Annotated in this window: 15 protein-coding genes; 8 read left to right on the top strand and 7 right to left on the bottom strand. The window is 73.8% G+C overall.

Going from position 1 to position 12,747, the window contains the following annotated elements; genetic code table 11:
• Positions 1 to 52 precede the first annotated feature (52 nt).
• Positions 53 to 514: a BLUF domain-containing protein gene (locus tag DEI89_RS13470; protein WP_110904573.1), complete on the bottom strand. Its 462-nt coding sequence runs from the start codon at positions 512 to 514 to the stop codon at positions 53 to 55.
• A 117-nt stretch (positions 515 to 631) separates the two neighbouring features.
• Between DEI89_RS13470 and DEI89_RS13465 the strand changes: the two genes are divergently transcribed.
• The gene (locus DEI89_RS13465; protein ID WP_110904572.1) at positions 632 to 2,698 is read left to right on the top strand and encodes an acyltransferase family protein; all 2,067 of its coding nucleotides are present in this window, start codon (positions 632 to 634) and stop codon (positions 2,696 to 2,698) included.
• Between the two features lie 59 nt (positions 2,699 to 2,757).
• Complete coding sequence (locus DEI89_RS13460; RefSeq protein WP_110904571.1) at positions 2,758 to 3,717, top strand: SDR family NAD(P)-dependent oxidoreductase; 960 nt, start codon at positions 2,758 to 2,760, stop codon at positions 3,715 to 3,717.
• Positions 3,718 to 3,872: 155 nt separating this feature from the next.
• On the opposite strand, the gene DEI89_RS13455 is transcribed toward DEI89_RS13460, so the two are convergent.
• Genes DEI89_RS13455 through DEI89_RS13445 form a run of 3 tightly spaced genes read right to left on the bottom strand, consistent with a single transcriptional unit; the run spans position 3,873 to position 5,241 of the window.
• Positions 3,873 to 4,298, bottom strand: coding sequence for a RidA family protein (locus tag DEI89_RS13455; RefSeq protein ID WP_110904570.1), 426 nt, complete (start codon positions 4,296 to 4,298; stop codon positions 3,873 to 3,875).
• Positions 4,295 to 4,732 carry an HIT family protein gene (locus tag DEI89_RS13450; protein ID WP_110904569.1) on the bottom strand — a complete coding sequence of 146 codons (438 nt, stop codon included), beginning with the start codon at positions 4,730 to 4,732 and terminating at the stop codon, positions 4,295 to 4,297. The genes DEI89_RS13455 and DEI89_RS13450 overlap by 4 nt, the downstream gene beginning before the upstream one ends.
• A complete protein-coding gene (locus DEI89_RS13445) occupies positions 4,729 to 5,241 on the bottom strand; it encodes a heme-degrading domain-containing protein (protein WP_220033980.1) in 513 nt (170 codons plus the stop codon). The genes DEI89_RS13450 and DEI89_RS13445 overlap by 4 nt, the downstream gene beginning before the upstream one ends.
• Before the next feature lie 64 nt (positions 5,242 to 5,305).
• Between DEI89_RS13445 and DEI89_RS13440 the strand changes: the two genes are divergently transcribed.
• Positions 5,306 to 6,790: a reverse transcriptase family protein gene (locus tag DEI89_RS13440; protein WP_110904568.1), complete on the top strand. Its 1,485-nt coding sequence runs from the start codon at positions 5,306 to 5,308 to the stop codon at positions 6,788 to 6,790.
• 49 nt (positions 6,791 to 6,839) lie between these two features.
• Entirely contained in the window at positions 6,840 to 7,091 is a 252-nt protein-coding gene (locus DEI89_RS13435) for a DUF4287 domain-containing protein (RefSeq protein WP_110904567.1), read from the top strand.
• 18 nt (positions 7,092 to 7,109) lie between these two features.
• On the opposite strand, the gene DEI89_RS18160 is transcribed toward DEI89_RS13435, so the two are convergent.
• The gene (locus tag DEI89_RS18160; protein WP_110904566.1) at positions 7,110 to 8,078 is read right to left on the bottom strand and encodes an acetylxylan esterase; all 969 of its coding nucleotides are present in this window, start codon (positions 8,076 to 8,078) and stop codon (positions 7,110 to 7,112) included.
• 129 nt (positions 8,079 to 8,207) lie between these two features.
• Here DEI89_RS18160 and DEI89_RS18155 point away from each other — a divergent pair, with 129 nt between their 5' ends.
• The 3 genes from DEI89_RS18155 to DEI89_RS13415 all read left to right on the top strand — a co-directional run bounded on the left by DEI89_RS18155 (position 8,208) and on the right by DEI89_RS13415 (position 10,483).
• The gene (locus tag DEI89_RS18155; RefSeq protein ID WP_110904565.1) at positions 8,208 to 8,765 is read left to right on the top strand and encodes a hypothetical protein; all 558 of its coding nucleotides are present in this window, start codon (positions 8,208 to 8,210) and stop codon (positions 8,763 to 8,765) included.
• Positions 8,752 to 9,432, top strand: coding sequence for an RES family NAD+ phosphorylase (locus DEI89_RS13420; RefSeq protein ID WP_110904564.1), 681 nt, complete (start codon positions 8,752 to 8,754; stop codon positions 9,430 to 9,432). Before DEI89_RS18155 ends, DEI89_RS13420 begins: the two co-directional genes overlap by 14 nt.
• Before the next feature lie 70 nt (positions 9,433 to 9,502).
• Positions 9,503 to 10,483 (top strand): hypothetical protein, encoded by a 981-nt coding sequence (locus DEI89_RS13415; RefSeq protein ID WP_110904563.1) that lies wholly within the window; start codon positions 9,503 to 9,505, stop codon positions 10,481 to 10,483.
• A 33-nt stretch (positions 10,484 to 10,516) separates the two neighbouring features.
• Here DEI89_RS13415 and DEI89_RS13410 read toward each other — a convergent pair whose 3' ends face one another.
• Both DEI89_RS13410 and DEI89_RS13405 read right to left on the bottom strand, forming a co-directional pair.
• The gene (locus tag DEI89_RS13410; RefSeq protein ID WP_110904562.1) at positions 10,517 to 11,092 is read right to left on the bottom strand and encodes a GIY-YIG nuclease family protein; all 576 of its coding nucleotides are present in this window, start codon (positions 11,090 to 11,092) and stop codon (positions 10,517 to 10,519) included.
• Between the two features lie 37 nt (positions 11,093 to 11,129).
• Positions 11,130 to 11,975 carry a siderophore-interacting protein gene (locus tag DEI89_RS13405; RefSeq protein WP_110904561.1) on the bottom strand — a complete coding sequence of 282 codons (846 nt, stop codon included), beginning with the start codon at positions 11,973 to 11,975 and terminating at the stop codon, positions 11,130 to 11,132.
• 76 nt (positions 11,976 to 12,051) lie between these two features.
• Between DEI89_RS13405 and DEI89_RS13400 the strand changes: the two genes are divergently transcribed.
• Positions 12,052 to 12,720 carry a heme oxygenase (biliverdin-producing) gene (locus DEI89_RS13400; RefSeq protein ID WP_110904560.1) on the top strand — a complete coding sequence of 223 codons (669 nt, stop codon included), beginning with the start codon at positions 12,052 to 12,054 and terminating at the stop codon, positions 12,718 to 12,720.
• Positions 12,721 to 12,747 lie beyond the last annotated feature (27 nt).

Genomic DNA, 12,747 nt, shown 5'->3' with positions numbered 1-12,747 from the left:
AGGTGAACAGTGCGTGCTCCGTGTGCGGTGCAGCGGCCAGGCGGCCAGGCGGTCAGGCGGCGTGACGGCCGACCGACACCGACTCGAGCGGGGTGTCGCGCAGCTCCCGCCCACGGAACCAGCGCAGCAGCCAATCCGCCGGCGAACCCGACAGCCCGGCCGGCAGACCACCGCGGCGCTGCAGGAAGTCACTGAACCCCGGCTCGTCCCGGAGCTCCGCATCAGACGGGTTACCGAAGGCCATCGACCAGCCGTCGAAGCGGCGGGCGTCGATGTCCTCGCGGCTCAACGAACGGACGTCCCGGTGCCGCGGGTCACGCTGGATCGCGCCGAACCGGTCCTCGACACTCCAGGCCGGCCCCTCCAGGACCTGCATGAAGTGGCCGTCCTTGGCCACGAGCAGACCCGAGACACCGAGGGCGTCGTTCTTCAGACGCGCCTCACGCAGCAGGGCGACGAGCTGAGCGTCGGTGAGGTCGTCGGCGGCGACGGACATGTAGACGAGGGAGAGCATCGATCCACGATCCCCCGCATCCGCGGCACCGGTCAACCGCGGCCACTCCACGAGTCCGGATACCGCACCCGCCCCACGTCCCCTTCCGTTCACCCGGCGTCCCTACCGTCGCCCCTGATGCCGACGCAGCAGGCCCCCTTCCGCACCGACGTCCACGCCCTCCGCGCCGTGGCCGTCGTGCTCGTGCTCGTCTACCACCTCGACCTCGGCTGGCTCCGCGGCGGGTTCGTCGGCGTCGACGCCTTCTTCGTCGTCTCCGGCTTCCTCATCACCGGACAGCTCCTCCGCCAGCTCCGCGACACCGGACACATCGACCTCCCCGCGTTCTGGGCCCGACGGGCACGCCGACTCGCACCCGCCGCACTCCTCGTCCTCGCCGCCACCGCGACCGCCGCCGTGATACTCACCCCACGCCAGGACTGGCCCACCCTCGGTGCCCAGCTCGCCGCCAGCGCGCTCGCCGTCGAGAACTGGGCGCTCGCCGCTTCCAGCACCGACTACCTCGCCGCAGGGGACCCGTCCACGCCGTTCGAGCACTTCTGGTCCCTGGGCGTCGAGGAGCAGTTCACCCTCCTGTGGCCGCTGCTGCTCCTGGCGGTGTGGCGGGTGGTTCGACGACCAGGGTCCGGCGAGCGCGCCGTCCTCGTCACCGTCGTGGTCGTCGTCGCCGCGTCCCTCACCTGCTCGTCCGTCCTCACCACCACGGACCCGGCACCCGCGTACTTCTGGCCGCACACCCGGGCGTGGGAGTTCGGCGTCGGCGCGATCCTCGCCCTCGCTCCCGACGCCGCCCCCGGTGCCGTGCGTGGCCCGCGTATGCGGGCGGCCCTCGCCGTGACCGGGTGGCTCGGGCTCGTCGTCTGCGGCCTCCTCCTCACCCCCGCCGTCGTGTACCCGGGGACGGCTGCCGTCCTGCCCGTCGCCGCCACCGCCCTCGTCATCGCGGGACGGACCGAGACCGGCGTCCTCGGCCGGGCCACGCGCCTGGCACCCGTCCGCTGGCTCGGCCGGGTCTCGTACGCCCTGTACCTCTGGCACTGGCCGGTCGCCCTCCTGCTCCCACGGGCCCTCGACCTGCCCGCGCCGGCGCGTGTCGCCGTCACGGTCGTCCTCGCCGCGGGTCTGGCACACCTCACCACCGTGCTCGTCGAACGACCCGTCACGGCCGGGAGGCTCGCCCACCACCGACCGCGCGTCACCCTGGCCGTCGTGGCCGCTGCCACCGCCCTCGTGCTCGTCGTCCCGGCCGTCGGGTGGGGCACCCTCACCGGGCAGCTCCGGGAGGACCGTGCCCTCGCCACCGAACTCCGCACCGACAGCGACCGGTGCTGGGGTGCCGCTGCCATCGCGCCGGGGAGTGGGTGCGCGGTCGCCGGGGAGCCCGGACGCGGGACCACCCCGTCGACCATGACCGCCGCCTACGACGTGGACCCCACGTGGGACGACTGTCAGGCCGAGGCGACCGACGCCCGCAGCTGCGTCGTCGGCGTCCACGGCGGCACCCGGGTGGCGCTCATCGGCGACTCCCACGCACACCAGTGGTCCTCAGCCCTCATCGCCCTCGCCGAGCAGCGCGGATGGGAGCTGCACCTCATGGTGAAGGGCGGGTGCGAGTTCTCCCACGTCCGCTGGAGTGACGTCTCCGCCGCGGACGAACGACGCTGCGGCGTGTGGAACCGTGCCGTCGACCGGTCCCTCGCGGCCGCAGCGCCGTACACGCTCGTGTTCACGTCCGCTCGGGCCGACCTCCGGGGTGCACCGGAGGGGACGGACCCCGCGAGGAGCGCGGGTGACGGGTACCGAGCCTCCTGGCAGCCCCTCATCGACCGCGGAGCGAGGATCGTCGCGATCCCGGACACCCCGGCGGTCGGCAGCGGTGTGCAGCACTGCGTCGACGAACACCGCGTCGACCCCGGGTCCTGTCGGATCAGCACCGGGCGCGCGTTCGCTGCGGCGGACCGGCTCGTCGCCGTGGCGCGGACGACACCCGGGGCGGTCGTGACGGACATGACGCCGTCGTTCTGCGTGCAGGGGGCCTGCCCCGCGGTGATCGGCAACGTCCTCGTCTACCGCGACTCGCAGCACCTCACCCGCACGTACGTCACCACGCTCGTCGGAGCGCTCGGGCAGCGGACGGACGCGGCCCTCGGCGCCGCAGGTCCCGCAGGTCCCGCGGAGCGGTAGCACTGCGGTCGGGGGACAGCGTTGTGCTCGCCACCAGTGCGGGCGGGTAGTCAGGACGCATGGGTCATCGTTTCCGCGGCAAGGTCGTCGTCATCACCGGAGCATCGAGCGGCATCGGCCGGGCTGCTGCGCACGAGTTCGCCAAGCAGGGCGCCACGCTCGTCCTCGCTGCACGCGGGAAGGAGAGCCTGGAGGCCGCGGCCGCCGAGTGCCGCGCGCTCGGTGTCGAGGCCGTCGCGATCCCCACCGACGTCGCCGAGGAGCGGCAGGTCAACGACCTCGTCGCCACCGTCACCGCCCGCTTCGGTCGCATCGACGTGTTCGTCGGCAACGCGGCGCTCTTCGTGTACGGCCTGTTCGAGCAGACCCCGACCGAGGCGTTCAAGCGCGTCGTCGACACCAACCTGCACGGGCACGTCCACGCGGTCAAGGCCCTGCTGCCGCACTGGAAGCAGCGCGGCGAAGGCACCTACGTCCTCGTCGGCTCGATCCAGTCGCTGCTCTCCGCGCCGTACCAGTCGGCCTACGTGACGAGCAAGCACGCCGCCCTCGGGCTGATGGACGTCCTGGCCGACGAGCACCAGGGCACCGGCATCCGCTTCGGCGCGGTGCTGCCGTCGACGATCGACACCCCGATCTACCAGAACGGCGCGAACTACACCGACAAGGCCTCGCACCCGCTGCCGCCCACCGTCTCCGTGCAGCGGGCCGCCAAGGCCGTCGTCGCGCAGGCCGTGCACCCGAAGCGCAACCGCTACGTCGGCCGCCTCCAGGCGTCGTTCGTCGTCGCCGAGTTCATCGTGCCGTGGCTGTTCCACCGCATCACGACACCCGCGGTCGAGGTCTTCGCGCTCCGCGGCCACCAGGCACCGACGGACGGCAACCTCTACGCCCCGAACGACGCCGGCAACGCCACCGACGGCGGCTGGGTCGCGAAGCGCCGCCGTGTCACGCGCCCGCTCGTGTGGCTCGGCCTGGCCGGGCTCGTCACGCTCGTGGTCCGGCGCGGCCGCCGCTGACCCGATCGGACGGACGGGAGGCTCGAGACCAGCTGGTCCCGAACCTCCCGTCCGGTGTGGTCGTCGCGATCGTCGTGGTCCTCGGCGTCGTCGCCGTCCTGGCGAGCCGCCGTCGCTCGGTCCCCGCCGACGACTGAGCCTGGCCATCGGTTGCCTCAGGGCGCATCGACGACCGCGGCCACCGCCTCCACCTCGACCAGCTGGTCGTCGTACCCGAGGACGGTGACGCCGAGCAGCGTGCTGGGCACATCGTGCTCGCCGAACGCGTCGCGGACGACCCGCCAGGCGGCGACCAGGTCAGCCTGGCGGGACGATGCCACGAGCACACGAGTGCTGAGGACGTCGGTCATCCGTGCCCCGGCGTCGGCCAGTGCCTGCCGCAGGTTCGCGATGCACTGCTCGGCCTGGGCGGCGTGGTCACCCGGGGCCACCGTGGCGCCGCCCGCGTCGAGCGGACACGACCCGGCGAGGAACACGAGTCGGGCATGTGCCGGTGCGGTCGCCGCGGACGCGTACTCGGTCGGGCTCAGCGCGGCGGACCGGAGGAGCCGGACCACCGACGGCTGCTCGGCGTCCGTCACTCGAACATCTCCGCGAGCATCGCCGACGCGTCCCCGTCCACCACGTGGGCGGACCGCGCCTCCGGCCAGCGCAGCACCCCGTCGTCGGGCCACGACGGCACGACGTGGAAGTGCAGGTGCGGCACGCTCTGCCCGGCGTCGGCACCGGTCGCGCTGAGCACGACGACCCCGGTCGCGCCGAGCGCGGCGCGCATCGCCCTGCCGACCTGCTGGGCGAGCAACGTCGTCGCTCGGAGCGCGTCCGGGGACACGTCCAGCAGGCCCGTGGCGTGCTCCCGCGGGACGACCAGCGTGTGTCCGGGAGCGAGTTCCGATTCCGGCAGCGGCCGGAACGCGACGGCGTCCGGCTCGCGCTCGATCCAGGCCGTGCCCTGGTCGTCGTGCTCGATGAGGTGGCAGAAGACGCAGTCGTCCGGGAGGCCCGTCCCGGTCACAGGCGCTCGTCCCGTCGTGCGCGGTGCGCGCGCAGGGCCTCGACCACGAGGGCGTGGTCGTCGTGCATCTCCAGCCCGCTCACGCCGACGGCCCCGACGAGGTTGCCGCGGACGAACAGCGGGAACCCGCCGCCGGCGGCCTGGTACTGCCGGGGGTCGAGTGCCGCGGCCTCGTCGAAGGACGACCCGCCGAGCTCGTACTGCGTCCGCACCGCCAGGGTGGCGTGCGCGAAGTGCCGGACCACGCGGAACTTCCGGTCGAGCCAGGCGTCGTTGACCGCGGCGGACCCGGGTGTCGCGGCGTGGAACACCCGCTGCTCGCCGAAGGACACCGCGAAGCCGATGCCGAGCCCCCGCTCGAGCGCGGTCGCCCGCAGCCACGACCCCACCGCCCAGGCATCGTCGAGGTCGAACGCGTCGTGGTCGAGTTCACGCTCCTCGTCGAGCAGCACGGCGAGCTTCTCGTCGGTCGGCAGGTCGCGGTAGCGGGCTCCGGTGGTGTCGGGCATGGTGCTCCTCACAGGGACGGCGGTGTCGCTCGTCACGGTAGCGGCTTCCTCCTATGGTGGGCACGTGGAGTTCCCGGGGGAGGCGGACGGCGCGCGTGACGCGTCGACCTCTCCGGGGTCACCCCGGGGCACGCAGTACCAGCAGGACCACACGCCCCGAGAGGCTCGGCGCGCTCCGCGCGCGCGTCCTCACGGAGGCACCGACAGGTCCCCCGGGAACCCCACCTCCCTCGACGTCGTCGCCACCGCGCTGGCCGACGCCTTCCTCGCGGCCGACGGCTGGGACGCGGACCACCTGACCGCCGCCGGGTACGACGTCATCGGTGTGGAGCGCGCCTACGTGGGGCTCGCGGTCCGGGCGGCACTCGAGGCGTCCCCAAGGCCTCCCGTCGATGCGCCGCGCCGGCTGGCCGCGGTCCTGGCCGGGTCGCCGCCGCTGGTGCGCCTGCACGACTCGCGGCGCGACCGACGACCCGTCCGGGTGCTGCTCCGTCGCGCAGTCGCCGTCCAGGCGGTACCCAGCGTGTCGAGCCGCCTGCTGGTCGACACGCTGCCCGAGCTCGCGCGGGAACTCGACGTGACCGTCGGTCGGCTGCTCTGGCTCGCCGACACCCGCGGCTGGAACCGTCGGCCGGGCCCCTCCAGCCCGTTGCACCACCACCGTCACGAGTGGGTCCGCCGCCCCGGACGGACGCCGCGGCTGCTGGAGAAGCCGATGGACCTGCTCCGCCGGACGCAGCGCACCGTGCTCGACGAGTTGCTCGCGGTCCTGCCGGTGCACGACGCGGCACACGGGTTCGTGCCCGGGCGCAGCGTCGTCACGGGTGCCGCCGTGCACGTCGGGCAGCAGATCGTGGTGTCGGCGGACCTCACCACGTTCTTCGCGAGTGTGCGGGCACGGTCGGTGTACGGCGTGTTCCGGAGCGCCGGGTTCGCCGAACCGCTCGCTCACGTCCTCACCGGCCTCTGCACGCACCGGGTGCCGCCGCACGTCCTCACCGCGATGCCTCCCGGGGGCGATCCGGACGAGCGGGCGGCGCTCCGTCGGGTGCTCGCCGAGGCGCACCTGCCACAGGGCGCCCCGACCTCGCCGGCGTTGGCGAACACCGTGCTGCGACACCTCGATGCCCGACTTGCCGGATGGGCTGCGTCGGTCGGTGCCGCCTACACCCGGTACGCCGACGACCTGACGTTCAGCGGCGGGGCCGAGCTGGCGCGGCGACCGGAGGCGTTCCTCCGCGGGGTCGAGCGGATCGTCACCGACCAGGGGTACCGGCTCAACGCCCGGAAGACCCGGGTCCGACGCTCCGGTGTCCGCCAGTCGGTGACCGGCGTCGTCGTCAACGCGCGGACCGCACCGGTCCGCCGCGAGGTCGACCGGCTGCACGCGATCCTGCACAACTGCGTGGTGCACGGCTCGGCGTCGCAGGACCGTGGCGGGCACGCGGACTTCCGGGCGCACCTGCTCGGCCGGATCGGCTGGGTCGCCCAGGTGCACCCGGGTCGTGCGGTGCGGTTGCGCGAGGAGTTCGCTCGCATCGAGTGGTGAGCGGGACCGGGACCTGCCAACGGGCGCATCGGCTCCCTAGCGTGACGCCATGCGCGAGCACCGCGTCAGCGAACCGGCACCTCCGGCCGACGGCAGCAAGCCGAATGGCCCGGCGTCGTACTTCCCGAGCATCGCGACCACCTGCGGCCGACCCGTGCAGGAGTGGCTCGACCTGGCGGCCGACCGCCTGGACGACCACCGCCACATGGAGGTCCTCGACTGGCTCAAGACCGAGCACGGCATGGGGCACGGCCACGCGAACGCGGTCGTCGCATACGTCGAGCAGGCCCTCGCCCGCTGACGCCGCGCCCACCACTCGTCAGCCGAACAGCGCGCGCAGCCGGGGGAGCGTGTCGGCGTCCTCGTGCGGACCGCCGCCCTCGTGGCCGTTGTACTCCCAGACGGTGATCTCCTTCGGCCCCGCCCACGCGTTGTAGGCGGCGTACACGGTCGACGGCGGGCAGATCGGGTCCATCAGTGCGACCGAGAACCACGCCGGTGCGCTCGCGCGGGCCGCGTGCAGGACCCCGTCGAAGTAGGCGAGCGTCCCGAAGACCCGGTCGGTCGCGGTGCGGTGCGTCGCCAGGTAGTCGACGAGCTCGTGGTACGGGTACGCGTCGGTGATCTGCGTCGCGTGGCGGTGGTCACAGAGGAACGGCACCCGAGGGAACACCCCGGCGAGACCCTCGACCAGGCCGGCGACGGCGATCGCGAGGCCGCCGCCCTGGCTGCCCCCGAGGACCGCGATCCGGTCACTGTCGATCAGATCGAGGTCACGTGCGGCGTCGACGGCGCGGACGGCGTCGGTGGTGAGGCGCCGGTAGTAGTAGGTGTCGGGCGACTCGATGCCGCGCGTCATCACGCCGGGGATCGCGGGGCCGGTGCCGTCCGGGTCGGGCGTGTCGCCGATCGCCCAGCCCGAGCCCTGCCCGCGCGTGTCCATCAGCAGGTGTGCGACGCCGGCGGAGGCCCAGAGCAGTCGCTCGGTGGGGAGACCGCGGCCCCCGCCGTACCCGATGTACTCGACGACGGCGGGGAGTGGTGCGCCGGCACTGCTGCCGGCGGGGACGGTGAACCACGCGGCGATGCGCTGCCCGTCCCACCCGGCGAACGAGACGTCGTAGGTGTCGACGGTGGCCAGACCCGTGTCGACCCGGTCCGCCTGCACGGCGATCGGGTGCTCGCGTGCCGCGCTGAGAGTGCGTCGCCAGAAGTCGTCGAAGTCGTCCGGTTCGGCGACGCTGCCGCGGTACGAGGTGAGGTCGGGTCCGGTGATGTCGGTGTACACGTTCCGACCCTGGCACGAGGGCGCGCCGGACGGAAGACGGCCGCGGGGGACGTCGCCGTGACGAGCGGTTGACGCGGTTGTCGGTCTCCGAGTACCGTCGGGTTGACACGGTTGTCGAGAGGAGTCCTGATGGAATCGACACTGCACCGCACACGGGCCGCCGCCACTGCGGAGGAGCTCAGCCCGGCCGAGTCCGCGCTCCTGCGGGCGCTGACCGACCGGATCCGGCTCGGTGAGGCGGACGCCGCCCTCACCGACACGGCGGACGTCGACGCCCTGGCGGAGCGGATGTTGGCCGCCCTGCCGACCGTCAAGCACGAGGCCGACGCGCTGGTCGGTCCGTTCTACGACACCGCCTCGTTGGCGAACTGGCGGGGTGTCACCCGGCAGGCGATCCACAAGGCCACCCAGAAGCGCGACCTGATCGGGCTGAAGATCGGCGACGGCACCCGGGTCTTCCCCGCGTTCCAGTTCGGCCGCTCGGGCCAGCCGCTGCCGCACCTGCGGCAGGTGCTCGACCTGATCGACCGGGACGGCATCGACCCCTGGGGCAGTGCGCTCTGGCTCAACACCGTCGCGGACGAGTTCGGCGGGACGACGGCCGCCGAGGCGCTCCGTGACGGTCGGGTCGAACCGGTCCTGATCGCCGCCCGCCGAGCCGCGCACGCCTGGCATGCCGACGCCTGAGCGGGAACCGGCGCGGACAGACGTCGCCCAGCAGGGACCGGCGGACGACCTCGACCTCACGGACTTCCCGGCCACCGAGTCCCGCGGCACCACCTTCTACCGGGCCAAGCGGCACGACCGCGGCGCCTGGTGGTTCGCATCGACGCCGGCCGACGCCGACGGGGTGGACGGCGGTCGGTTCGACCTCGCCGACCCGCGCGGCACCTGCTACTGGGCGGACACGGTCGAGGTGGCCGTGCGGGAACGACTGGCGCACCACACGCTGCACACGAACACCGTGTTCGCCGCCCGGGCGCGCGAGATGGTCGTCGTTGCGGCGCGTGCCTCCCGGGGCCGACGGTTCGCCGATGTGACCGACCCGACGGCGGTCCGCTTCGGCGTCGGTGCCGAGCTGCAGACGATGGGCGACTACCGCGTGCCGCAGGCCTGGGCGCGGGCGTTCGACGCAGCCGGGTTCGCGGGAGTCCGCTCCAGCACCCGGTTCACCAGCGCCGCCGCGGCGAACGCGTGGGCGGTCTTCGGCGACGCGGGCGTCCCCCGGAAGCCGCGACCCGAGCGGGTGCACCGTGACGGCATCGCGGCCTGTCGGGAGTCCGGCATCCGGGTGCTCGAGGACGGCTCGCAGGCCGGGCCCGAGCGGTTCACGATCGTCCCGCCGCCGCGCTGACGGGACCTTGCGCCGACGCCCTGGCCGACTCGGTCCCGCTGCTGTCGGTGGCTCGTCCTACCGTGCGGTCGTGGCCGAACCAGTGGATGCGTGGTGGCGCCGGCGGCAGTGGTCGCGCGGTGTCCCGGTGCCGTACGCCGTGGGCGAGTTCCGTGCGGAGTGGGCGTCATGGCCCGTCCTGGTGCGGCAGTACCACCCCGACTGGAACGCCGGCGTCGTCCTCACCCAGATCCCGCCGGCCGCCGACGTCCTGCTGACGTGGGAGTGCGACGTCGGACACGTCTTCGTCGCCACCCCGGGCGAGCAGCGGTCTCGACCCGGCCGCGAGCGTCGCCGGTCGGTGTGGTGCCCGGAGTGCGCCGTGCTCGCCCAGCCGCAGCGCTGGCCGGTGCTGCCCGAGGACTGGCCGAGCGCCGTCCCGGTGCCGCAGCGAGCCGTCCGTTCCACCGGGCGCCAGACCCTCCCGGCCGCGCCCGCACGCGGCCTGCCCGGCGGAGCGGTCGCGTCGTCCCGGCGCACCAAGTCCCGCACGCGCACCGGCGGCACCGGCGTCCCCGGCCGCGGCACCCGGACGACCGCGCCCCGGACGATCTGTCCGAAGACCCCGCGGCTGCCGTCGGGGGAGTCGTTCGTCAGCCAGTGCGCACCGGCGCCGGCCTCAGCGGTCGAGGCGGAGCTCCGGGCCGGGCTGCGCGAGCGCCTCGACCTGACGTTCGAGCACACCGCGATCCGCCTCGACCGGCCCTTCCACGAGCACGTCGAGGTCTGGCCGGACATCATCCTGCCGGAACTCCGCGTCGCGATCGAGTACGACTCCACCGGTCGACACGGGCTCGAACACGTCGGCTCCCGCGAGGAGTCGGACCGCCGGAAGGACCGCGCCACCCGGGCCGTCGGGTGGGAGGTCGTCCGGATCCGCACCGGGCGCCTGCCCGTCCTGGGGCCGTGGGACCTGCAGGAGTCCGGGGTGTCCGGACGGACGATCGACCGGCTCGTCGACGTCCTGCGCGAGGTCCGCGGCCCGCTGTTCGTCGACGCCTACGCCCGCTGACGGCCGGCCGCGGCCGACACGGGCCGCCGACGCTCAGGACCGGAGCGCCAGCGCCTCGCTCATCCACCGCGTGTGCAGCGCCCACGGGTCGGGCACGCCGGCGGCGACGACGTCGACGTGCGCCAGGAGCTCCGGCGTCACGCGGAACCACTCCGTGCCCGGGTAGCGAGAGGCGGCGAACTCCGCGTGCCGCTGCCGTTCGAGGGTGCGGTCGCCGCGTTCGAACCCGAGCAGGTCCTGGTGGGCGATCCGGCCGAGCCGTTGCCGCGGGTTCGCCGTCGTCCCGATCTTGATCCGGTCGCCGGTGTCGTCGCGCATCCGTAGGTAGTACACGACGTCGACCCGTGGGGCGCCGAGCTCGCCGTCCGGCACGTCGCCGAAGCGCCACTCGCAGACGGCGCACACCGAGCCGGAGGGGAACCTGATCCCGATCCGTCCGCCGCAGACCAGGCACGGGCCGGGGAGGACGTCGTCCACCCCGACGTGCTCGGCCGCGAACTCGCCGACCAGCATGACGTGTCCGGTGCAGAGCGGCACCGGTGCGTCGGGGGAGCTGTCCGCCCCGCAGCCGGGGACGCAGCAGCGTGCGAGGCTCTCGGACCGGACCATGGGCGGAACGCTACCGACGGCCACCGACGACCCCGGGTCAGTCCGCGAAGACCACGCCGATCGGTTCGCGCTTCTCCTCCTGGAACCGGTCCTCGGCGCGGCCGAGCGCCCAGTACGCGGACAGCGACAGGTCGGCCTTCTCGAGACCCCAGTCGTCCTGCAGCACCCGCCGGATCCCCTTGATCGCGGCCCGCTCACCGTGCGCGAAGACGCTCACCGGCCGGGAGGCACGGGGCAGCTCGCGGGTCGCCGCCAGCAGCAGCGTGCCCGGCTCCGCAGCCGCCGCGTCGCGGTGCAGCCAGCGCAGCTCGACGCCGGCCGGGTGCACGAGCGGCAGCTCGTCGGCGGGGCCGGCCACCTCGACCAGGGCGACGCCCGTCGCGGTGGGGACCATGGCCTCCAGGGAGGCACCGATCGCGGGCAGGGCGCTGTCGTCACCGAGCAGCACGTGGGTGACCTGCGGGTCCTCCGAGGGGGCCCAGCCGCCGCCGGGGCCCGACAGGGCGATGCGGTCACCCGGCTGGGCCGCGGCGGCCCAGGGTCCGGCGAGCCCGTCGGTGCCGTGCACGACGAAGTCGACCGCGATGGTCCGGGCGACGGTGTCGACGGCGCGCACGGTGTAGGTACGGCGGGCCGGCAGGTCGGACTTCGCCATCGTCGCGCGGAGCACCTCGAGGTCGAACGGCGGTTGCAGGCCGGAGCCGGGCTTCGGGAGCATGAGCTTGACGTACTTGTCGGTGGTCGCCAGGCGGTCCGGGTCGGCGTGCTCGAGGAAGGCGTCGTACCCGGGGCCCCCGAGGTGGACGCGGACCATGTGCGGGCTGAGGCGCTCGGCGCGGTCGACGACCAGGACGTGCTGCGGGCGGTTCGGCTTGGGGCTCATCGGGGGACGAGCCTCCTTTCCTGGGTCTTCCTGCCGGGGGGTGACGACGGACACCTCGTGAGGTTAGCCTCACCTCATGAGCACGAACGTCGTCCCGTTCTCCGAGGCCCTGCGGGTCCGGACCCGGCGCTCGCACGGGGTCTCGGCCGGCCGCGGCTTCATGCACGACCTGGTCGAGGGGCGGTGCGACGTCGCCGACTACGCGACCCTCCTCGGGCAGTACGCTTTCGTGTACGACGCGCTCGAGTGCGCGGCCGACCGGATGGCGGACCACCCGGTCGCCGCCCCGTTCGTGACCAGCCGACTGACCCGCATGCCGGGCATCCGCGCCGACCTGGAGTACCTGGTCGGACCGGACTGGGACGAGCTGCTCACCCCGCTGCCGGCGACGACGGCGTACGTCCGACGGCTCAACGAGGTCGCGGCGACCTGGCCCGGCGGCTTCGTCGCTCACCACTACACCCGCTACCTCGGGGACCTGACGGGCGGCCACGCCCTCGGACGCCTGCTCGCCGACCAGTTCGGCTTCGAGACCAACGGCGTGCTGCTCTGGATCTTCGACCAGGTCGCCGACCCGGCCGCGTTCACCGACACCTACCGGGCGGAGCTCGACGCGGCCCCGTGGAGCGACGACGAGCGGGAGCGGGTGATCGCCGAGGTCGAGCTGGCGTACCGTCTCGACGCCGGGCTCCTCGCGGCCGTGGACCGGATGCGCCTCCCGTCCGCCCTGGCCGACCCGGCCTGAGCGACGGGCGCGTCCGACCGGGCCGTC

This window comes from Curtobacterium sp. MCBD17_030, assembly GCF_003224255.1.
Taxonomy (GTDB): Bacteria; Actinomycetota; Actinomycetes; order Actinomycetales; family Microbacteriaceae; genus Curtobacterium.
This window is presented reverse-complemented; position numbering and strand designations above follow the sequence as displayed.

What these genes read in the sequence shown, in the direction of transcription:
- DEI89_RS13470 (WP_110904573.1), bottom strand. Translation starts at nt 514, where the DNA reads ATGCTCTCCCTCGTCTACATGTCCGTCGCCGCCGACGACCTCACCGAC.
- DEI89_RS13465 (WP_110904572.1), top strand. Translation starts at nt 632, where the DNA reads ATGCCGACGCAGCAGGCCCCCTTCCGCACCGACGTCCACGCCCTCCGC.
- DEI89_RS13410 (WP_110904562.1), bottom strand. Translation starts at nt 11,092, where the DNA reads ATGGTCCGGTCCGAGAGCCTCGCACGCTGCTGCGTCCCCGGCTGCGGG.
- DEI89_RS13420 (WP_110904564.1), top strand. Translation starts at nt 8,752, where the DNA reads ATGCCGACGCCTGAGCGGGAACCGGCGCGGACAGACGTCGCCCAGCAG.
- DEI89_RS13400 (WP_110904560.1), top strand. Translation starts at nt 12,052, where the DNA reads ATGAGCACGAACGTCGTCCCGTTCTCCGAGGCCCTGCGGGTCCGGACC.
- DEI89_RS13460 (WP_110904571.1), top strand. Translation starts at nt 2,758, where the DNA reads ATGGGTCATCGTTTCCGCGGCAAGGTCGTCGTCATCACCGGAGCATCG.
- DEI89_RS13405 (WP_110904561.1), bottom strand. Translation starts at nt 11,975, where the DNA reads ATGAGCCCCAAGCCGAACCGCCCGCAGCACGTCCTGGTCGTCGACCGC.
- DEI89_RS13445 (WP_220033980.1), bottom strand. Translation starts at nt 5,241, where the DNA reads ATGCCCGACACCACCGGAGCCCGCTACCGCGACCTGCCGACCGACGAG.
- DEI89_RS13435 (WP_110904567.1), top strand. Translation starts at nt 6,840, where the DNA reads ATGCGCGAGCACCGCGTCAGCGAACCGGCACCTCCGGCCGACGGCAGC.
- DEI89_RS18155 (WP_110904565.1), top strand. Translation starts at nt 8,208, where the DNA reads ATGGAATCGACACTGCACCGCACACGGGCCGCCGCCACTGCGGAGGAG.